General features: G+C 59.8%; 20 protein-coding genes. 9 read left to right on the top strand and 11 right to left on the bottom strand.

From position 1 onward, the window contains the following. Window positions 1-182 precede the first annotated feature (182 nt). From NKI35_RS06110 to NKI35_RS06080, 7 genes are all read left to right on the top strand, one after another. A complete protein-coding gene (locus NKI35_RS06110) occupies window positions 183-1052 on the top strand; it encodes a LysR family transcriptional regulator (RefSeq protein ID WP_023748088.1) in 870 nt (289 codons plus the stop codon). A 318-nt stretch (window positions 1053-1370) separates the two neighbouring features. Continuing rightward, complete coding sequence (gene ftsZ / locus NKI35_RS06105; RefSeq protein WP_031193049.1) at window positions 1371-2351, top strand: cell division protein FtsZ; 981 nt, start codon at window positions 1371-1373, stop codon at window positions 2349-2351. A 455-nt stretch (window positions 2352-2806) separates the two neighbouring features. Then, window positions 2807-3448 carry a hypothetical protein gene (locus NKI35_RS06100; RefSeq protein ID WP_023702102.1) on the top strand — a complete coding sequence of 214 codons (642 nt, stop codon included), beginning with the start codon at window positions 2807-2809 and terminating at the stop codon, window positions 3446-3448. A 183-nt stretch (window positions 3449-3631) separates the two neighbouring features. Further along, the gene (locus NKI35_RS06095; RefSeq protein WP_352739189.1) at window positions 3632-4603 is read left to right on the top strand and encodes an SDR family oxidoreductase; all 972 of its coding nucleotides are present in this window, start codon (window positions 3632-3634) and stop codon (window positions 4601-4603) included. A gap of 269 nt (window positions 4604-4872) precedes the next feature. Continuing rightward, on the top strand, window positions 4873-5190 hold the full coding sequence (locus NKI35_RS06090; protein WP_023687854.1) for a hypothetical protein: 318 nt from the start codon (window positions 4873-4875) through the stop codon (window positions 5188-5190). Further along, on the top strand, window positions 5180-5392 hold the full coding sequence (locus NKI35_RS06085) for a PPC domain-containing DNA-binding protein (protein WP_156932421.1): 213 nt from the start codon (window positions 5180-5182) through the stop codon (window positions 5390-5392). Before NKI35_RS06090 ends, NKI35_RS06085 begins: the two co-directional genes overlap by 11 nt. Then, a complete protein-coding gene (locus tag NKI35_RS06080) occupies window positions 5385-5813 on the top strand; it encodes a GFA family protein (RefSeq protein WP_084566308.1) in 429 nt (142 codons plus the stop codon). Before NKI35_RS06085 ends, NKI35_RS06080 begins: the two co-directional genes overlap by 8 nt. 125 nt (window positions 5814-5938) lie before the next feature. Here NKI35_RS06080 and NKI35_RS06075 read toward each other — a convergent pair whose 3' ends face one another. The 5 genes from NKI35_RS06075 to NKI35_RS06055 all read right to left on the bottom strand — a co-directional run bounded on the left by NKI35_RS06075 (window position 5939) and on the right by NKI35_RS06055 (window position 16077). Then, window positions 5939-8014 (bottom strand): PAS domain-containing hybrid sensor histidine kinase/response regulator, encoded by a 2076-nt coding sequence (locus tag NKI35_RS06075; protein WP_502897123.1) that lies wholly within the window; start codon window positions 8012-8014, stop codon window positions 5939-5941. Window positions 8015-8024: 10 nt separating this feature from the next. After that, complete coding sequence (locus NKI35_RS06070) at window positions 8025-13736, bottom strand: HAMP domain-containing protein (protein WP_352739187.1); 5712 nt, start codon at window positions 13734-13736, stop codon at window positions 8025-8027. Window positions 13737-14317: 581 nt separating this feature from the next. Next, on the bottom strand, window positions 14318-14542 hold the full coding sequence (locus NKI35_RS06065) for a hypothetical protein (RefSeq protein ID WP_352739064.1): 225 nt from the start codon (window positions 14540-14542) through the stop codon (window positions 14318-14320). Window positions 14543-14890: 348 nt separating this feature from the next. Beyond that, entirely contained in the window at window positions 14891-15511 is a 621-nt protein-coding gene (locus NKI35_RS06060; RefSeq protein ID WP_023687850.1) for a cysteine hydrolase family protein, read from the bottom strand. 23 nt (window positions 15512-15534) lie between these two features. After that, complete coding sequence (locus NKI35_RS06055; protein WP_352739062.1) at window positions 15535-16077, bottom strand: DUF6894 family protein; 543 nt, start codon at window positions 16075-16077, stop codon at window positions 15535-15537. Between the two features lie 155 nt (window positions 16078-16232). Here NKI35_RS06055 and ku point away from each other — a divergent pair, with 155 nt between their 5' ends. Continuing rightward, window positions 16233-17060, top strand: a complete 828-nt coding sequence (ku, locus tag NKI35_RS06050; RefSeq protein WP_352739060.1) for a non-homologous end joining protein Ku — start codon at window positions 16233-16235, stop codon at window positions 17058-17060. A gap of 653 nt (window positions 17061-17713) precedes the next feature. On the opposite strand, the gene NKI35_RS06045 is transcribed toward ku, so the two are convergent. From NKI35_RS06045 to NKI35_RS06025, 5 genes are all read right to left on the bottom strand, one after another. Next, complete coding sequence (locus NKI35_RS06045) at window positions 17714-18760, bottom strand: ATP-dependent DNA ligase (protein WP_352739058.1); 1047 nt, start codon at window positions 18758-18760, stop codon at window positions 17714-17716. A 128-nt stretch (window positions 18761-18888) separates the two neighbouring features. Next, a complete protein-coding gene (locus tag NKI35_RS06040) occupies window positions 18889-19395 on the bottom strand; it encodes a YciE/YciF ferroxidase family protein (protein WP_023668075.1) in 507 nt (168 codons plus the stop codon). A 332-nt stretch (window positions 19396-19727) separates the two neighbouring features. Then, window positions 19728-20147, bottom strand: a complete 420-nt coding sequence (locus tag NKI35_RS06035) for an HD domain-containing protein (RefSeq protein ID WP_023744501.1) — start codon at window positions 20145-20147, stop codon at window positions 19728-19730. A 40-nt stretch (window positions 20148-20187) separates the two neighbouring features. Then, on the bottom strand, window positions 20188-20598 hold the full coding sequence (locus NKI35_RS06030; RefSeq protein ID WP_352739056.1) for a DUF427 domain-containing protein: 411 nt from the start codon (window positions 20596-20598) through the stop codon (window positions 20188-20190). Window positions 20599-21224: 626 nt separating this feature from the next. Then, window positions 21225-21545, bottom strand: a complete 321-nt coding sequence (locus NKI35_RS06025; RefSeq protein WP_031195797.1) for a hypothetical protein — start codon at window positions 21543-21545, stop codon at window positions 21225-21227. Between the two features lie 165 nt (window positions 21546-21710). Here NKI35_RS06025 and NKI35_RS06020 point away from each other — a divergent pair, with 165 nt between their 5' ends. Further along, entirely contained in the window at window positions 21711-22322 is a 612-nt protein-coding gene (locus NKI35_RS06020; RefSeq protein ID WP_352739054.1) for a GNAT family N-acetyltransferase, read from the top strand. Window positions 22323-22401: 79 nt separating this feature from the next. On the opposite strand, the gene NKI35_RS06015 is transcribed toward NKI35_RS06020, so the two are convergent. Then, a complete protein-coding gene (locus NKI35_RS06015) occupies window positions 22402-22734 on the bottom strand; it encodes a hypothetical protein (RefSeq protein ID WP_023681169.1) in 333 nt (110 codons plus the stop codon). Window positions 22735-22736: the final 2 nt, after the last annotated feature.

The raw sequence follows: 22736 nt of genomic DNA, 5'->3' as shown, positions 1-22736 counted from the left end.
CAAAGCAATCGCGCAAAGCGTATGCACGATCAAAGGATTGGACTGACTTCCTGGCCAACCGAGGTGCCTGTCATTGTCCCACCAGGGCAGGAATTTCCAGCGCCTCCAACGGCTGCATACTTGCGCGTGATGGCCGCTTCGCGCTACAGCCACGGCCGCAAGGAGTTTTTCATTTCTGCAAAATGGATATTGGCTGGGACGATCTGAGGTTGTTTCTCGACGTTGCGCGGCTGGGTGGCCTGAGCGCGGCTACGGCAACCACGCGCCTCAGCGCAGCCACACTCGGACGACGCGTCACCGCGCTCGAAAAGCAGATCGGCGAAGCGCTGTTCGTACGGCAGCAGACCGGCTACCGGCTAACCCCGGTCGGTGAAGAACTGCTGCGGCGCGCCGAAGACGTCGAAGCAGCAATGCAGTCGCTGACCCGCTGGCGCGAGGGAAACCTCCCCGACCGCATTGTCCGCGTCTCGGCCGGGCCTTGGACCTCGGCCTTCGTTTCGGCCCATATCGGCGAAATCTGGACGGTCGATGACGGCATCAGGGTGGAACTCGTCACCACCACCGACCGGGTCGACATCGGTCGCCGCGCCGCCGATATCGGCATCCGCAGCGAGCGTCCAACCGAACAGTGGCTGGCCGGCCGCCAGAGCGGCAAGGTCGCGTATGCCATTTATTCCGGACGCCACCTGATCAACGGCATCGCTGCCGGCTTGTTCGTCGGCGTCACCGGCGAAGGAGCAAACGTCGCCTCGGCGCGTTGGCTGCAAGCCCATCACGGCGACCGCATCGGCGTGCGAGGCAACAACACCCATTCGGTGCGAGAACTTGTGGCCGCGGGCGCCGGCCTTTCCGTGTTTCCGTGTTTCGTCGGCGACAGCGATCCGCGGCTGGTTCGCGTCGCTCAGCCTATCCCCGAACTCGAAACCGACCAGTGGATCGTCACCCATCATGAGGAACGCCACTCCCCGCCAGTACGAAAGATTGCCGACCGGATTGCCGCTCTGATGCGGGCCCATCAGCCGTTGTTTCGCGGCAAGATGCCGATCCGCTAAGCGTCAGGCGTCGATCGGCCGCCAGATTCTCAAGGTTCTGGCGCGGGAGGCGGGCGCGTGAAGCTTGAAGGGGTTGGATCCCGGATTGTGGATTTTCGCTGGCCAGAAGCCGGGCCAATTCCGGAAATTGGCTGGAGACTCGTCCAAAAGGTCGGCTCGTTCAGGCGTATATGGTACAAGTCCCACATCTTGTCTTGCCGCAAAGTTCACCCTCTGATTCCCTGTGCCAAGGCGATAGAACCTGATTCTTGCACCTGGCGTGTTCAAGCGGCGCGTTCCGGGAACTTTTTTATCGATCAATTCCAAGGAGACAAGACGATGAGCACCGCGGCAAGGCCCGTCATCTCGGAAATGCGGCCGAAGATAACCGTTATCGGTGTCGGCGGTGGCGGCGGCAACGCGGTCAACAACATGATTGCCGAAAATTTGCAGGGTGCGGAGTTCATCGTCGCCAATACCGATGCCCAGGCACTGACCATGTCGAAAGCATCGCGGCTGATCCAGCTGGGCGCCCATGTCACGGAAGGCTTGGGCGCCGGGTCCCTGCCGGCGGTCGGCCGCGCGGCAGCCGAGGAATCGATCGACGAGATCAGGGACCACCTTGCGGGAACCCATATGTGCTTCGTGACCGCCGGCATGGGAGGCGGAACTGGAACCGGTGCCGCGCCCGTCATAGCGAACGCTGCACGGGCAGCCGGCATCCTGACCGTGGCCGTCGTCACCAAGCCGTTCACCTTCGAAGGGAAGCGCCGCATGCAAGCCGCCGAAGAGGGCATCGAGCAGCTTCGCGAATGCGCCGATACCGTGATCGTTATTCCGAACCAGAACCTCTTCAGGATCGCCGACGCAAAGACGACTTTCGCGGACGCCTTCGCCATGGCTGATCGCGTCCTTTATTCCGGCGTCGGCTGCATAACCGATCTCATCGTCAAGGAGGGGCTGATCAATCTCGACTTCGCCGATGTGAAGTCGGTGATGCGCGACATGGGCCGCGCGATGATGGGTACCGGGGAAGCCACGGGCGAGGACCGCGCCAGGAAAGCCGCCGAGGCGGCGATAGCAAACCCGCTTCTCGACGAAGCCTCGATGATCGGCGCCAAGGGCGTCCTGGTCTCGATCTCGGGCGGCATGGACATGACGCTGTTCGAAGTCGATGAGGCCGCCACCCGTATCCGCGAGGAGGTCGACGCCGACGCCGACATCATCGTCGGCGCCATATTCGACCGGGCACTCGCCGGAAAATTCAGGGTCTCAGTCGTGGCGACAGGATTGCGGCAGGGCCTGGCGATACCGCAGTAGGCAGGATCCGGGCTGCTGATTTATGAGTCTGGTGGACCGTGGTCATGGGCTTCGCCACCGAAAAGTCGGCCCGCAAGCCCGCACCATTGAACTTGCGGGTGAATTCGCGTTGCCGGCCTAGGGACCGAATTCGTTTCGAGGCCGCTGCCACGAATGCGCGAACTCGCATCAGCGCCGCCGCAGAACCGCTCCCAACTGCAACCGCGCCGCGAATGCGCATCGACCCGGATCCCCAACAGGAGGCCATACAGATTGAACACGGCAGACATTTCGCCTGCGATATGGCCAGCATCTGCTGACCACATGATCGGCCCTTTTTGATCGGTGATGCGGGCTCGCTGGATATGGCACAATAAAACCGGCATGGGTCAGACGTCGGGAGCATCCAGTGGCGGCCAGCCTCGCAAGCACTATATCGAAGAAAAACTCAGGTCTACCCGACAGGAGCATACTCCATGGCTGACACGCCGACACCCGATGCTTCGTTTCTCGCGGCCCTGACGACAGAGCATTTCGTGCAGCAGACAGCGATCAGCACGTCTATAAGTGAAATGGCGTCGCGAACGACCATCTACATTATGTCTCTGTCGAGCGCTCTGGTGGCAACGGGCTTTGTTACGCAGTCCTCCGAGTTCTTCCTGCCGTTTGTCGCGGTTGTGCTGCCATCGGTCTTTTTACTGGGTGCCTTTACCGTCTTGAGGTTGGTCGACATCGCCGCTGAGAACATGCAGGCCCATATCGGCATTGCCCGGATCAGAGCCTACTATCGAACTTTGGGCGACGAGGCTGCCTTCCAGTTTTCCAAGGAATTCGGTCGCTGGCCCGAAAATGACGCCGAACCTTCTCTTCGTACTGGGCCTCTCCTGGCGTACCTGACCACTGCAGCGACTATGATCGCATTCATAAATGCCATCGTCGCTGCGGCGGGCGTTACTCTGCTTGCGTTTCGTGTCGGTGCAGAACTATTGCTCGCGCTGTGTCTTGGCGCTGGAACAGCAATCGGCTTGATGACGATTTTCTATTTATACCAGCGCCTCCGGACGAAAGGCATGGTCCGCATTGCCAAACCCTATGGTTCTGAGAAGAGCGTGCTTTGAGCGGGTAATGAATGTGGTGTTTGTCTGAACGCCACCGGCATGGCAATTCCAGTCTCATTGACGACCAATGCTCCACGCTCCTCGCGGGCTGTTCGCAATGGCGAGCCCTTTCGGGATCGAGATATTTGCGCAAACTTTTTTGCCCGGCATGCGTTGTTCGTTCTCCGAGCACAGGAGAAAGCCATGCAGACTAAGTCGCAGACTTCAGCTGAAGCCGCCAAGCAACGCCATATCCAGCGTGGTATCGACGCCAAAGACGAGACGAAGAGCAATGGCAAAATGCAACAAGCGATGCAAGCCGGCGCCCGCAAATATCCCGAGCCGCCTTTTCCCGAGCAGCATCAACCCAAACCGGGGCATGAATGGGCGATCGAGCCCGCTCCGCTCTACGATGCGCCTTACTACCTCGGATCGAAAAAACTCGACGACAAGGTAGCGCTTATCACGGGTGGTGATTCCGGCATCGGCCGTTCGGTGGCAGTCTTGTTCGCCCGCGAGGGCGCCGACATTGCGATCGTATACTTGAGTGAAGACAGGGACGCCGAAGCGACCAAAAACGCCGTCGAAAAGGAAGGCCGGCGTTGCTTACTGATAAAAGCCGATGTCAGTGAACGCGAGCATTGCCGCAACGCCGTGGCGCTGACGGTCGAAAAATTCGGCAGGATCGACGTGCTGGTCAACAACGCCGCTTTCCAAATCCATTCCAGTGACTTCAACGACCTGACCGAGGAACATTTCGACACGACGCTGAAGACCAATCTTTACGGCTATTTTCATATGGCGCAGGAGAGCGTGCCGCACATGGAGCCGGGCTCCGCGATCATCAATACCGGTTCGGTGACCGGCATCGACGGTTCCAAGCAACTGGTTGACTATTCGATGACCAAGGGCGGCATTCATGCCTTCACGCGAGCGCTTTCGGGCAATCTGATCGACAAGGGCATCCGGGTAAACGCGGTCGCGCCAGGTCCGGTGTGGACGCCGCTCAACCCTTCGGACAAGGAAGCCGACGACGTCTCGAAATTCGGCGCGGATACGCCGATGAAACGGCCAGCGCAACCGGAAGAACTTGCCCCGGCTTACGTGTTCCTCGCCTCGTCGCATTGCTCGAGTTACATCACGGGAGAGATCCTGCCGGTGGTCGGTGGCTACTGAGGTCGCGGAACGTATTTCATTGCATTGGGCTACCGAGTAGACGGCACGCGACGACGTCGTCTCCAGGGAGACGCTTGCCGTGCTCGGTCGCTTCAAGAAACGCGTGATCGGTGCCGTGCGCCGCCGCTACACGGCACCCGCCACGGCTCCGGAGCAATAGCGCTCCGCGTTGGTCGAAATCCTCGCCCGCGTTTTCAGTTTTCTGAATTTCCGCTTGGAACTCTCCCGCCGGCATCCCGTTCAAACATCATTGAGCCAGGAGAACGACCATGCCACGAGGCGACAAATCGAAATACAGCGACAAACAGGAACGCAAGGCCGACCACATTGCCGCAGGCTATGAGAAGCGCGGTGTTTCCGAGAAGGAATCCGAGCGCCGGGCATGGGCGACCGTCAACAAGGACGATGGCGGCGGCAAGAAAGAAGGCGGCTCGGGTCGTGGTAAACACACCGGACACCCCGCGGCCCACAAGGGTGGGAAAAGCGGCGGCAAGGCATCGGCTTCACGGTCAGCCGCAAGCCGATCGGAATCGGCAAAGAAGGCAGCGGCAACCCGCAAGCGGAATGCCGAGCACCATGCCCATTAACACCCCCGCAACAGGTTCGGAACGCGATGAAACCCAAGCTCGCTACCAGGTCAGCGGGCACAGAATTTTCGTCGTGGTGCTCGACCTCGGCGACGAAGGGTTCGGCGCGCTGACAGCCTTCGCAACCGACCAAAACCTCGGCAGTGCCTCTTTGACTGCGATCGGAGCGTTCGGCGCCGCCTTGATCGATCTTGATGCGTGAGGTTGGCAAGCGCCTACCCGGCTCCTTGGCCATCAAGGGCGGATGTCTCTGTGGCAGGATCCGATTCAGCGCCGGGATCGAACCGAGGGTTCACTACTGCCACTGCGATATGTGCAGGCGAGCGACCGGCAGCGCGTTTGCAGTTCTTGCCTGGATGCCCTGCCAAAGCCTGACCTGGAATTCCGGAACGCCAACATATCGAAGGTCTTCGCCGATCGCGCAAAGAGGCTTCTGCCCAGAATGCGGGTCGCCGCTCAGCCTTTGCTACGACGCGTCGCCAACCGAGATCGCGCTGCACGTCGGTACCTTCGATGATCCGGCTCACCTGGTGCCTCGGTACAACTACGGTTCAGCGCAGCGCCTTGGTTGGGTGTGCTGCGGAATAGACCTACCGGACCGCGACACCGAGGAGCGCTGGTAGCGCCGCCTGTTGCGAATGACCTAGATTGCCGATCAGGAATGCGGCCCTTGTCGCCGTGCCCCGAAAGTGCGGTCTCGATCTGCCCGGCCTGCCGACGTGGCCAGACCGTCGACAAGCCCTAAGCGCTAGCCGGTTTTGATCCTTTGGGGGGCCGCATTCTCTATCGCGAGGAAAATCGCTTCGAACAGATCCTCGTCGCGGAAGGGCTTGCCGAGCAAGGGCACGTCGGCCGGCCGATCGGCAATCTCCCGGGCATCGGCATAGCCCGTGATCATGACCGCTGGCCAGTCCGAGCGCAAATTGCGCGCGAAGCGGATCACGTCGACGCCGGATACGAGTGGCATGGCGAAGTCGGTGATAATGACGTCGAACTGGTTGGGAGTGCGCTCCATCATGGCCAGCGCCTCCGCCCCTCCTCCCGCGCAGGTCACCTCGAAACCACGTTGGCGAAGGGACTCGGCGGTCAATTGCCGCAAAACATGGCTGTCGTCGATCAGGAGGATTGATGGGTGCTCCATCCCGGCATCGGCGAACGCTCGTTCAATGTCGGGTTCCACCACAGGATCGACCGGCTGTTCGGTCGATCGTGGCAGCCAGAGTTGCATGGTAGTTCCGCGGTTGACGACGCTTTCTATGCGAAGTGTCCCACCTGACTGCTTCATGAAGCCGTAGACCGTGCTGAGGCCGAGGCCCGTTCCCTTACCGACCGGCTTGGTGGTGAAGAACGGTTCGACGACCTTGGCGACAAGATCGGGGGGTATGCCGGATCCGGTGTCCTTGACGGCGATCATGACATAGTCGCCCGGCGGAATATCCTCTGTTGGCGTCCCGATCGATCGATTCTGCGCATGCACGGTTATTGTCCCGCCAGAGGGCATGGCGTCACGCGCGTTGAAAACCAGATTCATCAAGGCCAATTCAAGTTGGCCTGCATCGACATGCACCGGCCAGATCGTGTCATCGATCTGCCAGTCGAAACGGATCAACCCCCCCAGCACGGGCGCCACCAATCCGTTCATCGTGTCGCCCAGCGCAGCAAGGCGCACCGCTTCCGGCTTCAGGGTCTGGCGCCGAGAGAATGCCAGCATTCGCGCGACAAGGTCAGCGCCTTGTTTTGCAGAACGCCGCGTCAGGTCGAGTACCTGTTGCGCCTGATCATCCAACGTGGCTCGGCGTTCAAGCAGCCCTAACCCACTGAGAATTGCGGCGAGCAGGTTGTTGAAATCATGCGCCAGGCCGCCGGTTAGCTTGCCGATAGCGTCGATGCGCTGGGATTGAAGCAGCTGATCCTCAAGACCGCGCCGCTCGGTGATGTCAAGCAATGTGCCGATGATTTCCGGTTCACGGCCATCTGAGCCGTCCGACATCACCCCCTGGTCGAGAAAAATGCGATACTCGCCATTGGCGCATTGCCAGCGGAACTCGCACGTATAGGAGCCGGTGGTTTTTGCCGCCAGCAGCGCTTCCCTCAATCGCGGCAGGTCGTCCGGATGAACGCGGCTGAGACCGAACTCTGGATCCGATGTCAGGTATTCAGGCGCAAAGCCGGTCAAGCGCTCGACGCCCTCCGTAACAAAGCGCGCCGCAAAGGGCGGCTCGGCTGCCCGAGCATGAAAGCAGACCGGCAACGAATTCAGGATGGCGTCCTGCCGTTGCTCGGCGCTGCGCAGCGCGCGTTCGGCCTGAAGCTTGTCCTTGTGCGCCTGCAACGCCTGCGCCAATAGCCCCTGCTCGACCTCCGCCTTGCGCTGGATCTCGAGCGTCTTCTCGTGGAGTTCGACGAAAACCGCGACTTTCGAACGCAGCATGATCGGATCGAATGGCTTGAACACATAGTCGACCGCGCCGGCATCATAGCCGCGCAGCATATGCGCATCCTCCTTGTTGATGGCGGTCAAGAAGATGATTGGGGTGCGCTTGGATTGCTCGCGCTGGCGGATAAGTGCGGCCGTTTCATACCCGTCCAACCCTGGCATGAGGACATCCAGGAGAATGACGGCGAACTCCTCTTTCAGCAGAAAGCGCAGAGCCTCTTCGCCCGATTGGGCGCAGATGACCTCTCCGATAGTCGCGAGCACTTCGCTGATCGCCAGCAGATTGCGCTCGTCGTCGTCCACCGCCAGGATGCGGGCTCTTGCCGGCCCTTCGGCAAGAGCTGCCACCTCAAGTTTCCTTACCCTGTTTCTTGCCAGCTTTTGCATCGAACGGCCGTCAGTTCGCTGCCAGGAGAATTTTTTCCGGGCTCTCGACACGGGATCGGGCACGTCCGATCCAGACACGAAGCAGCGCCAGCAGGAGATCCAGATCGACGGGTTTGGCGATGTAGTCGGAAGCCCCGGCATCCAGACATTTTTGCCGATCCCCCTTCATCGCCTTTGCGGTGACGGAAATCAGCGGGATATGAGCAATCGCCGGTGTGCCGCGAATCCGCCGCATCGTCTCGTAGCCGTCCATCTCCGGCATCATGATATCGATCAATGCCACGTCTACATCGGGCGCCTGTTCAAGAAGCGCGATGCCATCACGGCCCCGCTCGGCATGCAGAACCTGTATGTCATAGGTCTCCAGAACACTGGTGAGCGAATAGATGTTGCGAATGTCGTCGTCGACGATGAGAACTTTCGCCCCAGCGAGATCGGACTTGCCGTTGTGTTCAGTTCCTGCCCAGGCCTCTTGGCGACCTTCTCCCGGCAGCGTTGCCGAAATATGCAGCGCCAATTGAGCGAAGTTCTCCGCCCGCGGTGCTTCCGCCAAGGCCGGGTTCAATGCCAGTACCTGTTCAAGCGCGTCCGGGTGAGGCGTAAAGAACAGCAGCTGCGGCAAGGCTTCGCCGAATTGGCCGGTGATCTCGTCCAGCGCCTTTGCGTTGTCCTTGGCGGAGCGTCCAAAGCCGAGCACGACGGCATCATAGGAGGCGAGGCCAACGTCTTCTGCATTTGCCGCAACACGACCGATCGCGGTGACCGACGTTACGCCGTCGCGGATTGCCTCGACCAGAGCCAGACGCCGCTCCGGGTCAGGGTCCACGACCAGAACGCGGCGCTGAACGCGGAGCTTCTTCGAGTGGATATCCTGAAACACCTTCATCAGCTCGTCCGAGGAAACGGGCTTGGTGGAAATGCTGGACGCCCCCTTGCGTGCGAGACTGTCGATGTCTTCGGCACCCGAGAAGACATGGATAGGAATTCCCCTCGTCTTCTGGTCATGCCGCAGCAGATCGAAAAGCACCCAGCCATCGATATCCGAAAGTCCGAGATCAAGTGTGATTGCGTCGGGAACGAGCTTGCGGGCCAATGCCAGCGTGCCGGAACCTGCAGTCGACAGAACGCCTTTCAGCCCGGCCGACCGGGCGAGGCCAAGCAGCAACCCGCCAAAGGTCGGATCGTCTTCGACGATCAACACGATCCGATCGGTGGGTAGGATTGAATCGCGGTCGTCGATCAGCTCTGCCGAGGGCGGACTGCTGAGCAGAGCTGTCGCAGCAACCGCCTCCGCCGCCGGAGCCAAGGTCGACTGTACTGTCGTCACGCGGGGGCCGTCGAACGGGATGATGAGGGTAAATGTCGACCCCTTACCCGGCGTGCTTTCGACCCGCAATTCGCCGCCAAGCAAGCGAGCGATCTCGCGGCTGATCGAGAGCCCAAGGCCGGTGCCACCATACTTGCGGCTGGTGGTGCCGTCGGCCTGCTGGAAGGCCTCGAAAATCAGCTTCTGTTTGTCTTCTGGAATGCCAATGCCGGTGTCGGTGACGGCGATCGCGAGAGCCTTCACCGGCTGCGTCGCGCCATTGCGGCGGCCGGCCTTCTCAACCCGGAAGTTCAGGCTGACCTCGCCTTCCGAGGTGAATTTGAATGCGTTGGAAAGCAGGTTGAGGACAATCTGCTGCAAGCGTTTCTCATCTGTGCGGACCGTGTCGGGAAGCGCCGGATCGACCTTGATGGTGAAGCCAAGTCCCTTGTCGGCTGCCAGCTGACGAAAAGTTCGTTCCATATGCTGGCGAAGATGCGTCACCGGCATATCGTTGATGTCGATGGAAACAGTGCCCGACTCGATCTTCGACAGATCGAGGATATCGTTGATGAGGCTGAGAAGATCGGTTCCTGCCGAATTGATGGTGCGGGCGAACTCTACCTGTTTTTCGTTGAGGTTGCCGTGCTGGTTGGTCGCCAGCAGGTTTGACAAAATGAGCAGCGAATTGAGCGGCGTGCGCAGTTCGTGGCTCATATTGGCCAGGAACTCGGACTTGTATTTCGACGTGAGCGCCAGTTGCTCGGCTTTCTCCTCCAGCGCGCGTCGCGCCATCTCGATTTCGAGATTCTTGTTTTCGACCTGCTTCTTTTCGTTCTCGAGCAACTGCGCCTTTTCCTGCAGCTCCTCGTTCGTCGCATGCAGCTCTTCCTGCTTTTTTGTCAGCTCGGTTTGACGCGCTTGCAATTCCGACGTCAGCAGTTGCGACTGCTTGAGCAGGCCCTCCGTGCGCATCGTCGCAGCGATGGTGTTGAGAACGATGCCGACGGATTCCATGAGCTGGTTGAGGAACGACTGGTGTGTGTCACGGAACTCGCCGAACGAGGCGAGCTCGATGACGGCTTTGACTTCATCCTCGAACAGGGCAGGCAGGATGATGACATTGGCTGGCGAGGCGCTGCCAAGACCAGATGTGACCCGAAGGAATTCTGGCGGCACATTGTCCAGCATGATGGCGCGCTTGTCGGCGGCACTTTGCCCAACCAGGCCCTCTCGCAGATCAAGCCGCTGCTTGATGGCAGCTTTGCTCTCGGCGCCATAGGAAGCCGCCAGCTCAAGATAGGATTCCTCCTCGTCGCGATTGGTGACGTAGAACACCCCATACTGGGCGTTCACCAGAGGAGCGAGTTCGGACATGATGAGCCGCGAGACGGTGGCAAGATCGCGCTCGCCTTGCAGCATGCGCGAAAACCGGGCGAGATTGGTCTTCAACCAGTCCTGCTCGGCATTCTTCAGCGTCTGATCCTTCAGATTGCGGATCATTTCGTTGATGTTGTCTTTCAGCGCGGCGACCTCGCCGGACGCTTCGACGCTGATCGAACGGGTAAGATCGCCCTTGGTCACCGCCGTCGAAACCTCGGCGATGGCACGCACCTGGGTGGTCAGATTGGCAGCGAGTTGATTGACATTGTCGGTGAGGTCGCGCCAGAGGCCGGCGGCACCTGGCACACGCGCCTGACCGCCGAGCTTGCCCTCGATGCCCACCTCACGGGCGACGTTGGTCACCTGGTCGGCAAAGGTGGCAAGCGTCTCGATCATGCCGTTGATGGTGTCGGCCAGCAGGGCGATCTCTCCCTTCGCGTCGACCGTCAGTTTGCGCCTGAGATTGCCTTGCGCGACCGCCGTCACGACATCGGCGATGCCGCGCACCTGATTGGTCAAGTTCGTCGCCATCAGGTTGACGTTGTCGGTCAGGTCCTTCCAGGTACCGGCAACACCTTCGACGCGCGCCTGGCCACCAAGCTTGCCCTCGGTGCCAACCTCACGCGCGACTCGGGTGACCTCGCCGGCGAAGGAGTTCAACTGGTCCACCATGGTGTTGATGGTCGACTTGAGCTCCAGGATTTCGCCCTTCACATCGACGGTGATCTTCTTCGACAGGTCGCCGCGCGCCACGGCGGTCGTGACTTCGGCGATGTTGCGCACCTGGCCGGTCAGATTCTCGGCCATCGAGTTCACATTGTCTGTGAGATCCTTCCACGTGCCGGCAACGCCGCGCACCTGCGCCTGGCCTCCCAACTTGCCTTCCGTGCCGACCTCGCGTGCCACGCGCGTGACTTCCGAAGCGAAGGAATTAAGCTGGTCCACCATTGTGTTGATGGTGTCCTTCAGCTCCAGGATCTCGCCGCGGACATCGACGGTGATCTTCTTCGAAAGGTCCCCGAGCGCCACGGCGGTGGTTACCTCGGCGATGTTGCGCACCTGGCCTGTCAGGTTGGCCGCCATGGCGTTGACGTTTTCGGTCAGATCCTTCCACGTGCCGCCGATGCCGCGCACCTGGGCCTGGCCGCCGAGCTTGCCATCGGAGCCGACCTCGCGCGCCACACGTGTCACTTCCGAAGCGAAGGAATTGAGCTGGTCGACCATCGTGTTGATGACGTCCTTGATCTGCAAGATCTCGCCCAGCGCGTCGACGGTGATCTTCTGGGTCAAGTCGCCGGTCGCGATGGCCGTTGCCACCTTGGACACGTCGCGCAATTGCACCGTCAAATTGCCGGCCATGGCGTTGACGTTGTCGGTCAGATCCTTCCAGGTGCCACCGACGCCTTCGACATGCGCCTGGCCACCAAGCTTGCCTTCCGATCCCACTTCGCGGGCCACACGCGTGACCTCAGAGGCGAAGGAGTTCAGTTGGTCGACCATCGTGTTGACGGTGTCCTTGAGCTCCAGGATCTCGCCTTTGACGTCGACGGTGATCTTCTTCGACAGGTCGCCGCGCGCCACGGCGGTGGTGACTTCTGCGATGTTTCGAACCTGGCCAGTCAGGTTGGCGGCCATGAGATTGACGTTGTCGGTCAAATCCTTCCATGTGCCGCCGACGCCCCTCACCTCTGCCTGGCCGCCCAGCTTGCCTTCGGTGCCGACCTCGCGTGCCACGCGCGTCACTTCCGAGGCAAAGGAGTTCAGTTGGTCGACCATCGTGTTGATGGTGTCCTTGAGTTCCAGGATTTCGCCTTGCACGGCGACCGTGATCTTCTTCGACAGATCCCCCGACGCGACCGCCGTCGTCACCTCGGCAATATTGCGCACCTGACCGGTCAGGTTCTCGGCCATCGAGTTGACGTTGTCGGTGAGGTCCTTCCAGGTGCCGGCGACGCCGCGCACCTGCGCCTGGCCGCCAAGCTTGCCTTCGGTGCCAACCTCGCGGGCCACGCGCGTGACCTCGCCCGCGAATGAATTCAGCTGGTCCACCATCGTGTTTATCGTGGATTTCAGCTCGAGAATCTCGCCCTTCACGTCGACCGTAATCTTCTTCGACAGGTCGCCCAAAGCCACCGCGGTCGTCACTTCGGCGATGTTGCGCACCTGGCCAGTCAGGTTCTCGGCCATGGAATTCACATTGTCGGTCAGATCCTTCCACGTACCACCAACACCCTCAACGCGCGCCTGGCCGCCAAGCTTGCCTTCAGTGCCGACCTCGCGCGCCACGCGCGTCACTTCCGAAGCGAAGGAATTGAGCTGGTCCACCATCGTGTTGATGGTGTTCTTCAGTTCGAGGATTTCGCCCTTGACATCGACTGTGATCTTCTTCGACAGGTCGCCCGACGCGACTGCGGTCGTAACCTCCGCGATGTTGCGCACTTGCCCGGTCAGGTTCGTGGCCATCGCGTTGACGTTGTCGGTCAGATCCTTCCACGTGCCGGCGACGCCCTTGACCCGGGCTTGGCCGCCGAGCTTGCCTTCCGTACCGACCTCGCGCGCCACGCGCGTCACCTCGGAGGCGAAGGAGGCCAACTGGCCGACCATGGTGTTGACGATCTTGCCGATGCGCAGGAATTCGCCGCGCAGCGGTCGGCCGTCAATTTCTACCATCATGGTCTGCGACAGGTCGCCCTTGGCGACGGCGCCGATAACGCGCGCAACCTCAGCCGTTGGCTGAACCATGTCTTCTATGAGATCATTGACTGAACGGACACTGGATTCCCAACTGCCGGTGGCATTGCGAACCCGGCCGCGCTCGCCTATCCGCCCTTCCTTGCCGACGACCCGGCTCAAGCGCTCGAACTCGCGCGTCACTTGGTCGTTGAGGTCAGCGATCTCATTGAAAGTCTCAGCTATCTCGGAATCGAGGCCTTCATAAACATTGTCGATGCGGACGGAGAAATCGCCGCGCCGGAAGGCTTTCAGAGAATTCAGGATGCTTCGACGGTCCAATTGCTTCTTGGATGCCTGCACGGTCACAGCGCCACTCCCAGCCCTATGGATTTATACGGATAAAATTGCCCCCGCGGCCAATGTGGATCGCGCCGCAAGACCCCAAACGCGGCATTTTCCATTTTGTTCCATCGTGCCGTGAATTCCAGGCCGACGATTGCGCCTTGGTTTGAACGCCGGATTCATGATGCGGTTGTGGATTTATCGGGCTTTAGCCGACCACGACACGTCATCGCCGTTTGCCATTGCCAGAGAGGCATGAATTGCGTTGCGCAACTCGGAAGGCGAGGCAGGCTTTGCGACCCATGTCCCTTGAAGGAAAATCGGATCGTGAAAACCCGAATTGGCGTAGCTTGCCGAATGGACGACAAAGGGGATGTTTCGGGCGTCAAGCAACGTAGCTATTCGTACGCAATCCCCATCCGCCAGGCCGATATCCATGACAACAATGTCGGGAGAACTGCCCCTGAACCATTCCAGCGCGTCGACGCAGGACGAAAAGACCCCAGCGATGTCGAACCCGCGTCGCGCAACATGTCTTCAAGTTCGAGCGCGATAAACGCCTCGTCTTCCAAAATCGCAACGGACCTATGGTGGTCCAATTATCGCAGTCCTTTGCTCTCCGAAGCGATCGGCAGCGCAGCACGCCGCCTGACCGGTTCCACCCGGTGGTCGAAGCTCACGGCAATTTTCTTACCGGACATGGCATGGACCATAAGCCCGACCAATTCCTCGTCGTCGCAGCGACACTCAGGAAACCTTGCGCGGATTTCATCGACCGCAAACGCCGTCGAGATAATGTCCTCAGCGCGATAGCCAGAGATCACCGCGTAGACTGCGCTATAGGTTTCAAGGTGAATGACCTTCGGTTTTCAGCACATCATCCTCCCTGCGGAAGGCCGACGGCAGAGGCGCCGGATGTCTCGCAAAGATTGCTAGATGCCGGCATCTAGTCTTCGGCGCTGTATCCTGTTCATTCTATGACGGTTGGCCGCGCTGTCGATAGCTCTGCAAGGCTTTGTACGCTTCCAGACACTGATTCGCGCGAGCGACCAGATCAGGCAATCGTGCCGTTCATATACGTTTTCCGGTTCACTGTAGTGCCGTCCGCCAACTGAAACAGTCCACCCGACCAGAATGACGATTGTCGGCCCTTTCACTTGAAGCCCCCCAGATCAGCGAGTGAGTTGTGGCCAACACTCCAACACCTCCGCCATGCTGGCCGCCTCAATCTGCTCACTGAAGCGGGAATGGTAGACTTCCATCAGTGCGTCATGGGTCTGGTCGGCAGAGCTGCAGATGGCATCGGTGACGAGAATGACGCGAAAGCCACGATCGATGGCGCCAAGCACGGTCGCGAGAACGCAAACGTCGGTTTCGCCACCGGTGATCACGAGCGCACGCACGCCGGAGCCACTCAGCAGCGCGTCGAGCCGCCCCTCGGTCCAGGGCGAATAGACGTGTTTGTCGACCACCGTCGCCGGCGGTACAAATCGTGCAAGTTGAGGCATCAACTCGATCAGGCGCGGATCGATGTTGGAAAGGGTTACCTCCGCCCACCGACGATAGTAGTTTGCCCACATTCCCGGCGCCTCGCCCGGGCGGGCGGCAGGAATGAAGCGCGTGAACAGGGTACGGCTGGCATGTCTGGCGACCAGTTCTTCGATCGCCGGGACCACCTTTTCAGCCCACGGCACGGGCCAAGGTCCACCCGGCGCAAACAGGCGCTGCATGTCGACGCACAAATGCAGACCATCGTCGCCTATTGGTCCGTGAATCAATCCTTGGGCGGCCACTGGTGGATTCCGTCGGGTTTGGGTTACTGGCCTGCCTGCCGCGCTGCATCGGCCTCAGCCACATCAACAGTGTAAAGCAATTCACCGTTTTCGTTGGATACCCTCACAAGCCAGCCGGACAGAGCGTCCGTGCCAGGCTGCAGGTCGGCGAGAAGATCGATTGCGCAGCGGATAGCTTCGGACCGGGCCGCCTCAAGGCTCGCCATCCTCGACGGCGGTATGCGTCGGCTGGTTTCGCCATCGCGATACTCAAAGACATATACGTCGCCGGCGCCGTCGCTTGCAGAGGTTATCTCGACCTGGTCGAAATTGCCGTTGCTGCTCGCGTCATATTCATTGGCTGCGAGATCAAAGGTCGCTGTCTGGACCAGGATTGCCTTTGCGCGGGCAAGCACGTCATCTTCAGCTTGTATCCCGACGTCTGCCATGTCCACCGTAACGCAGTCGCCGCCCTCGCCGCAAAATATCACCCGGCGAACCGACTGACCGTCTGGCGCCCTGGCATTCACCACTTCGGTTCGAACGACTTGCATGACACTCTCCTGCTTGTGTCTGACAATGTTCATGGTGCGGTTTCGGTTCCTGCGGATGCAGGGCGTCGGCCCGGCTGTCGAGACCGACAGGACTTCCCCGCCGGACATTGACGGTGCACCGAGCCCCCGCCGCAGGAACAATTCGAACGGAAACGCGTTGCCCTAGCTGGAAACGGGATAAGCGCAAAATGGCCGCGCCACGTGCTGCCTGGAAGGGCTTCTTGAAGGTTGGTTCGGTTACTTGCGGCGTGAAGATTGTCGGCGCAACCAGCGAAGCATCCAAGATCCATTTCAAGATTTTGAACCGCAAGGACGGTCTGCCGGTCAGGAGCGTCTACGCCGACGAGGAGACCGGAAAGCTGGTGGATGCAGCGGATCAGGTGAAGGGTTTCGAGATCGAAAAGGACGAATTTCTCCAGATCGAACCTGACGACATAAAGGCGTTGAAGCTGACGTCGAAGCACACGCTCGAAGTCGGCGAATTCGTATCGATTGACGATATCGATACGCGCTATCTCGAGAAGCCCTACTATCTGATCCCGGCCGACGGCACCGCAATCGAAGCATACGGAGTGATCCGCGATGCCATGAAGAACAAGGGCGTGGCCGCTCGATCCTGCGTGGTGCTCTACCAGCGCGGCCGCGAAGTGCTGATTCAGCCCTATGGCAAGGGGATGGTGATGACCGAGCTTCGCAACCACAACGAAATGGTTTCGGAAAGCACTGTGTTCGATGGATTGGCCAAGCAGAAATACGACCCCGATCTGCTCGAAATCGCCGGCATGCTTATAGACAAAAAAGTGACGACCTTCGATCCCTCGAAATTTGAAGACACCTATGAAGACGCGCTGATCGCCATGATCGATGCAAAGCGCAAAGGCAAGAAGCTGCCGAAGCCCGCACCAAGGCCACAGGAGAATGTCATCAACCTCGCTGAGGTGCTGAAGAAGAGCCTCAAACAGGAAGGGCTGGCGAGATCCACAAAGAGAGCCTCACCGAAACGCAAGACAGCATAGTTGATAACTGCCCAGCCAGAAGGTCCGCACAGCAGCCCCAGCCGCCCCTAAATCGTTTGGAACAATTCTCGCGGTTGCCCGTTGGCCACCAAGGACGATGCCGTATGCCGAGATCAAGAACGTCGACAGGCAGTCCTCAAAGAGCCAGAGGCAGCGGATGCCAACATTGCGCTCAAAGGAGCCGGAACGCAGGACTCTGATCGGGCGCCGACAAGCCCCAGGACCGCTGGCCATCGGTAAAAATACATGGGGTGTGAAAAGACCCTTTCGCCTCCAGACGCGGCGACGCGCGACCGGTGGCGGGCCGAACCCCACGCCCAAGCGAAACCCGGAGAATAGATGTGCCCCCCAAACCAGAGCCAACCGAAGAGCCGCCAGTGGATGCGCCGACGTGGACGCCGGACATACGCGAGCCTGAGCCGGATCTTCTTCCCGACGAAGTGCCAGTTCCTAATCCGGACGAGAACCGTGATCCGCCAAAGCGAGGCGTGGTGACAGACTGAACAACGGGTTTGGTCCGGCATCCTCCTGCAAAGGCGTTCATCTCGCCGCCGGCTTCAAGATCGGCAGTGAAATGCGACTGGATTTGGCTGCGCCGAATGCTTGACGGATTTGGTCTCGATGGTGTGGACCTGCCGACGCCTCGCCAAGCCTCATTTTCCAAGTATCTGTTCGAACGTGCATTGCTTCGGGCTTTTGTCAGGACGCCATCGCAGAAATTTGGTGCCATGACGGAAACGATCCCCGGTGACATGATCGAACCGCACCTCCGCCACCAGTTCGGGCCGCAATGGCTCCCATTGTCCGCTTCTTTCCGTGCTCCACCGACTGGGGCCGCCCGGCGCTTTTCCCGTGAAGCCGGGAGCCGATCGCAAAGCTTCAAGTTGTCGCGTAAGCCTGGCCCTGTCCTCCCGGGCGATCGTCGAAGTGAACCCGACATGGTCGAGTTGCCCCTGGTCATTGTACAGACCGAGCAACAGGGAGCCGACTTCACGCGACTTCGCCAGGTAGCGGAACCCTCCGACGACACAATCGGCCGTGCGCAGGCGCTTGACTTTGACCATGGCGCGCTCGCCGGGTCGATATTCGTCATCGAGAAGCTTGGCAACGACCCCGTCGGTCGAACCTTGTCCGGATTGGCCAAGCCATCTGCCTGCCGCCGCCAAATCAAGCGTTGCCCGAGACAGTTCTAGATCCTTTCGCCCGGCCGACTTTACGAACAGTTCGAGTGCAGCGCGCCGAACCGAGAGCGGCTGCTGCATCAAGGCGCCCTCGGAGGTCGCCAACATGTCAAAGAGGATCAGCTTTGCCGGCGTCGCGACCGACAGTTTCCGGATCCTGCTTTCCGCCGGATGCAGCCGCATCTGCAAGGCGTCGAAAGAAAGAGAGCCTGCAATTTCGATGACGATCTCACCATCGACCACGAACTCTTTTGTTTTCAGTTCATGCAACATCGCGACGACTTCCGGGAAATACCGCCCTAACGGCTTGCCGGATTTTGCTCGCAACTCCACGGCCGCGCCGGCTTTAAAGGCCAGGCAGCGGAACCCGTCCCATTTGGGTTCGTATTGCCATCGGCCAGCATCGGCCGGCAACGTGTCGGCAGCCTTTGCTTCCATCGGCGCCGTGCTCAACGCTACGCCGAAAGACGATTTTGCACTCGTCGGCAGATCGCGAGAGATGGCAGATTCCCCCGTCATGAAAGTTCCGTGGACAACGATGGAGATCGACTCAACGCAGCACTGGTGCCGGCTTTGGAAAGAATCATGCTCCAACAGGGTTAGGTCATGATGAGATTTCAACCAATCTCATCATGACCTGGGACGGTCTACTCGGCAGCCTGCATGTTGATCTTGCTTTCCGCCATTTCGGTGAGCTTGCGATCGGTCGCCTGCTCTTCTTTCAGGTTCTTGGCCAACACGTTGGCGCAGTCACTGCGGCCAAGCTGCTTGGCCCAGGCGATGAGCGTGCCATATCTGGTCATCTCATAATGTTCGACCGCCTGCGCCGAGGCTATCAGTGCCGCGTCTAGGACCTCCTTGTCGTCAACGTCGCCGCTCACATCGTCGGCTTCCTCCAGAATGCCGTCTATCGCCGGGCAGTTGACCTCCTTGGCCTTGACGCCATGCAATTCGAACACCTGTTCGACGCGCTCGATATGGCCTTTGGTCTGCTCGAGGTGTTTTTCGAATCCGGCCTTCAATTGCGGATCGGTTGCTTTGCCGATCATCTTCGGCAGCGCTTTCTCGATCTGCTTTTCGGCGTAATAGATGTCGCGCAGCGTGTGCACGAAGAGATCGTCGAGTGTCTTGATGTCCTTCGAAAAGAAGCCCATGGCCTTACCTTTCATTGTGCAGAAGTTCGGGTCCGGCGGCGGCTTGCCCGCCACCCGCGGAGGCCGGGAACTCGTCCCGGCTTGCTGGTCAACGCACCGGTGCCGGAGGAGTTCCTGATTCCGAGCCGGGCCGTTACTCCTTTTCGAGACGCTGCGATCCATCTCCGGAGGAGCTTTGACACGATCACACGTTCCACGGTCCAGACGACGACCTTCAGGCGCACGCCGGCGCGGAAAAACTGACGGCCAGGAGAGCCGAAACGTGCTGTGCGCCGCAAGCTCTCGCAGGCGATGGCTGCCTCGGCAGATGCAATGCCAGCGTCGGGCGCGCACTATTGTCGGGAGAACTCTTGGTCAAGTATGCGAAGGCCCTCTTCATATTTGGCCGCCGACGCTCCGACCTGCCTCGACTGCCAGATGTTGTCCTCCAGATCGGCGCGTTTTACGGGGAGCGCCACTGGGTTCGACGCAGCCCGCCGGACAAAGGCGAAATACTCCTCATCCGGACTGCGCGACATGGCATCGACCGCCGCGGCAATTGTCGGTCCGAAGCCTGCTTCTTCGAGCTTGGCGCGGGTCCAGCCTTCGCCTTTCTCCAGAACGTCATGAAGGTAGGCAACAGTCTTCTGATCGATTGTCTCGACAGCGTCGACGACACGGCGGCAATGCTCGATATAGGGCCGCCCGGTCTTATCGCGCTGCGACGCGTGAACCTCCTCCGCAATCTTTGCCGCCTGGTAGAAAATGCTCATCGCGCCTGTCCTTACCGTGATTGTCTCTGCCTGATGAAACCTATTCGACGATATGTGGCGTGTGTCGCTTGTCCTCGGCAGGGTTGACATCGATACGGGCCTTTTCCGGATCGAAAGCGCCGTGACCTGCAATAGCCAGAGCGGCCGCATCGGGCGTTTCGTAGGCCCACATGAAATCGTCGGAAGAACTGCCGACGGCGTGGACACGCCAGTAGCTTGCGGTGCCTTTAAGCGGGCACCGGGTGGTGGTGTCGGTCTTTTCGAAAAGATCGAAATAGATGTCCTCGAAGGGGATATAGAAAACGGGCTCGTGCCCGTCTTCACGCAGGACCTTCGCCCGCTCCGTAGCTGCGACGATGGCGTCGGAAAACCGCACCGTCACCGTGCCGGAAAACGGTTCTATGGCCAATCGGCCAAGGTTTTGCTGTGAAGTTGCGCCTGAAGTTTGCATCTGAATTTCTCCCTGGCGATGACCGCAAGATGCCTGGAGACGAAATGCGCGGCGGCGCTTCAGGTTCCGGCATGTTCGATGAAGCTGAATGGCGGGCCGGACTTAAAGTGCCTACCGGTTTCCGTATCCAGCAGTTCTCGTTGGTAAGGCGCGGTGAAATGCTCGTCCAACCCATTCGAAGACTTTGGAAGGACGACACGGTCGTCGCTTCCGTGGAGCGTCAGGGCTGGCACCGAAATGATCTTCGCCGCTACTTGCCGGCGGGCGAGTTCGTGGCTGGAGATGCTCCAGCTGTTTGGCCGTCGTCAGCTGCCGCCTCATGTACGGGCTCCGGGGCGGCCTCAGTTGCTGCCAAGTGGGCCGCAAGGTCCCTATAGACCTTGTCCCTGCCGCCATCGTGTTTAGCGATCAGGCCAAGTAGGTCATGACGGCTTAGCTTTGCAATCTTCATTAGGAATTCGAATTCGTGCTTCGGAATCGAGGCTGCTAGGCGATCGAGTTTGGCCCGCCGGGTCTCTTTGGACACATGTGCTCCTATGTATCCAGCCATGCGAGGCACGTACTCGGAGGCCCGCCATTGTCTTGATGGCGGGCCTTCGGGCGGCCGAAGCCGCTAGGTCCATCGGCTACTTGTTGCAATTTTGCACGGTCGAGGTCGTTGCGCCACTTGCAGTGTTGTTATCGATGTCATTGCCTGCGGCGTCCTTGCAACGGTCGGTCATGCCGTTCGATTTTGTAGTCGAGTTTGTGGAATTCGGATCGGTTGGCACGGCCGCATTCCCGCTGCCAGTGCCATTGCCAGCGGCGCCGCCGCTGCCAACAGTTCCAGTACCGGTTCCATTACCCGTGCCAGCCGTGCCGCCAGCACCCGTTCCATTTGTCTGCGCCAAGGCGGAACCGGCCAAGGCAATAGTTAGCACCGACGCGGCTAGAATTTTCTTCAACATTGGAGTCTCCGTGTTTGAATCGCCGAATTGCGATCGCTTTCCCAACGACAGGTTTTTCTCATTGTTCCCGGCGTAATGGATTGTGATCCGCAGCAGCCTTCGTCGAGGTGGACACTCTTGACGGCGCACGAATTGTGATGAGACCTGACAAGGGCAGGATGGGCTTTGTTCAACACCAAAGCGATATGTTGGGCGCGGCTGCATGCATCCGACGCGGATCGCGATGCGGAATGTGGGCAAGACGGTTACAACAGAAGCGGCGATCAGAGCTGCGAGCGAACCGGCCGCCTTGATGTTAATCTGACGGTTGAATCTCAAGACCATTCCGACGCAGGAGCAGAACGCATGCCGGCTCGATCCGAAGGATTTACAATCGCTCTGGCTCACAACGGGGATGCACGAACGCAGGCGGCCGCTGCGCTCTATCGACACAACATCGAACAAACCGGAATCGATGACCGGGCAGTGATCGGCGCGGAGCTTACCGACCCCTCGGGAAAGATCTGGGGTGGAATTTGGGGCAGAACGGAACTGGGGCTCCTGTTTCTCGACCTGTTCTTCTTGCCTGAAAAATTGCGTGGCCGATCCTATGGATCACAGCTTCTTATGGCGATTGAGGAGGAAGCCGTTAGGCGTGGATGTAAGAGAGCCGTCGTCGAGACGAGCAGTTTCCAGGCGCCTCAATTTTACCGGCTTCATGGGTTTGAGGAATTCGGCAAAGTCGAATTCGTTATTCCAGGACACGCCCGCATCTTCCTTCGCAAGAACCTGCAGTAATCTTTGCGGAGGCGCCATCTGCACGAACGGCTGTTCGCCGGCAAAACGCCGGCGCCTTAGCCCTCCCAGCCGTAGCCATCTACTCCCGAAGGTCCTTTTGCCCTTTCCATCCGGGAAGCTCGGTCATCGGGCATAGCAGCCGCGGTCGCGCCGGATCGGAGATATCGAGTTTATCCCAGGGAATGCGGTACAGGCCGTCGCGACGGCGCAGCCGAAACAGGTCGAGCATCGCGATGCCGATGGTCGAAGCCGACAGACGCTCGAACGCGGCGTAGATGCCAACGTGGAATTCAGTAACGACGAGCTCGTCGCCACGCTGTTCGGCGAGAATCTCTTCGATGTGACCGATGCTCTTTCCACGCTGCGAGAGCACGCGTCGCCCGGCAAGATGTTCGAGGTTGACTGTCCTCATCA

The sequence above is a fragment of the Mesorhizobium sp. M0676 genome, assembly GCF_040320535.1.
Taxonomy (GTDB): Bacteria; Pseudomonadota; Alphaproteobacteria; order Rhizobiales; family Rhizobiaceae; genus Mesorhizobium.
This window is presented reverse-complemented; position numbering and strand designations above follow the sequence as displayed.

Excerpts from the sequence above, each read along its gene's own strand:
- NKI35_RS06110 (WP_023748088.1), top strand. The coding sequence starts at position 183 with ATGGATATTGGCTGGGACGATCTGAGGTTGTTTCTCGACGTTGCGCGG.
- ftsZ (WP_031193049.1), top strand. The coding sequence starts at position 1,371 with ATGAGCACCGCGGCAAGGCCCGTCATCTCGGAAATGCGGCCGAAGATA.
- NKI35_RS06100 (WP_023702102.1), top strand. The coding sequence starts at position 2,807 with ATGGCTGACACGCCGACACCCGATGCTTCGTTTCTCGCGGCCCTGACG.
- NKI35_RS06095 (WP_352739189.1), top strand. The coding sequence starts at position 3,632 with ATGCAGACTAAGTCGCAGACTTCAGCTGAAGCCGCCAAGCAACGCCAT.
- NKI35_RS06090 (WP_023687854.1), top strand. The coding sequence starts at position 4,873 with ATGCCACGAGGCGACAAATCGAAATACAGCGACAAACAGGAACGCAAG.
- NKI35_RS06085 (WP_156932421.1), top strand. The coding sequence starts at position 5,180 with ATGCCCATTAACACCCCCGCAACAGGTTCGGAACGCGATGAAACCCAA.
- NKI35_RS06080 (WP_084566308.1), top strand. The coding sequence starts at position 5,385 with ATGCGTGAGGTTGGCAAGCGCCTACCCGGCTCCTTGGCCATCAAGGGC.
- NKI35_RS06075 (WP_502897123.1), bottom strand. The coding sequence starts at position 8,014 with ATGCAAAAGCTGGCAAGAAACAGGGTAAGGAAACTTGAGGTGGCAGCT.
- NKI35_RS06055 (WP_352739062.1), bottom strand. The coding sequence starts at position 16,077 with ATGAACATTGTCAGACACAAGCAGGAGAGTGTCATGCAAGTCGTTCGA.
- ku (WP_352739060.1), top strand. The coding sequence starts at position 16,233 with ATGGCCGCGCCACGTGCTGCCTGGAAGGGCTTCTTGAAGGTTGGTTCG.
- NKI35_RS06045 (WP_352739058.1), bottom strand. The coding sequence starts at position 18,760 with ATGACGGGGGAATCTGCCATCTCTCGCGATCTGCCGACGAGTGCAAAA.
- NKI35_RS06040 (WP_023668075.1), bottom strand. The coding sequence starts at position 19,395 with ATGGGCTTCTTTTCGAAGGACATCAAGACACTCGACGATCTCTTCGTG.
- NKI35_RS06035 (WP_023744501.1), bottom strand. The coding sequence starts at position 20,147 with ATGAGCATTTTCTACCAGGCGGCAAAGATTGCGGAGGAGGTTCACGCG.
- NKI35_RS06030 (WP_352739056.1), bottom strand. The coding sequence starts at position 20,598 with ATGCAAACTTCAGGCGCAACTTCACAGCAAAACCTTGGCCGATTGGCC.
- NKI35_RS06025 (WP_031195797.1), bottom strand. The coding sequence starts at position 21,545 with ATGTTGAAGAAAATTCTAGCCGCGTCGGTGCTAACTATTGCCTTGGCC.
- NKI35_RS06015 (WP_023681169.1), bottom strand. The coding sequence starts at position 22,734 with ATGAGGACAGTCAACCTCGAACATCTTGCCGGGCGACGCGTGCTCTCG.